At 51.8% G+C, this 647-nt stretch carries 2 protein-coding genes; both read right to left on the bottom strand.

Annotated features, from left to right (window positions below; genetic code table 11):
* Positions 1 to 366: IS5/IS1182 family transposase (locus IE113_RS16150; RefSeq protein ID WP_004157098.1), on the bottom strand; the 366-nt coding region annotated here is incomplete at its 3' end.
* A gap of 45 nt (positions 367 to 411) precedes the next feature.
* Positions 412 to 647, bottom strand: a 236-nt coding sequence (locus tag IE113_RS16145) for a tyrosine-type recombinase/integrase (protein WP_189543363.1), incomplete at its 5' end; no start/stop codon positions are given.

Here is a 647-nt window from a genome sequence, read left to right as displayed (position 1 = left end):
GAACAATTGACGGGCCAGTTGATGCTGCTCGAGCAGGTGGCGGAAATTCATGATGGTGGTGCGATCCGGCAGGGCGCTATCCAGGGATAATCGGGCAAACAGGCGCATGGAGGCGATTTCGTACAGGGCATCTTCCATGGCACCGTCGCTCAGGTTGTACCAATGCTGCATGCAGTGAATACGCAGCATGGTCTCCAGCGGATAGGGCCGTCGGCCATTGCCCGCCTTGGGATAAAACGGCTCGATGACTTCCACCATGTTTTGCCATGGCAGAATCTGCTCCATGCGGGAGAGGAAAATCTCTTTTCGGGTCTGACGGCGCTTAGTGCTGAATTCACTATCGGCGAAGGTGAGTTGATGGCTCATGATGTCCCTCTGGGATGCGCTCCGGATGAATATGATGATCTCATATCAGGAACTTGTTCGCACCTTCCCTAGGTGATCTGGTGAAAAATGAGCATAAACCATTGTCATTTTAATGTCTGAATGCCCCAGAATATCTCGCAGTACCAGTATGTTTCCGCCATTCATCATAAAGTGACTGGCGAAAGTATGACGCAACACATGGGTGCATTGACCCTCTGGCAAGTCGATTCCTGCGCGTTTCACTGCACGCTCAAAGGCTTTTCTGCATGGCGTGAATAGCT

Source organism: Novosphingobium arvoryzae (assembly GCF_014652615.1).
Classification (GTDB): Bacteria; Pseudomonadota; Alphaproteobacteria; order Sphingomonadales; family Sphingomonadaceae; genus Novosphingobium; species Novosphingobium arvoryzae.
Note: the sequence above shows the minus strand (reverse complement) of the source record. Positions and strands in the feature narration are given on the sequence as shown.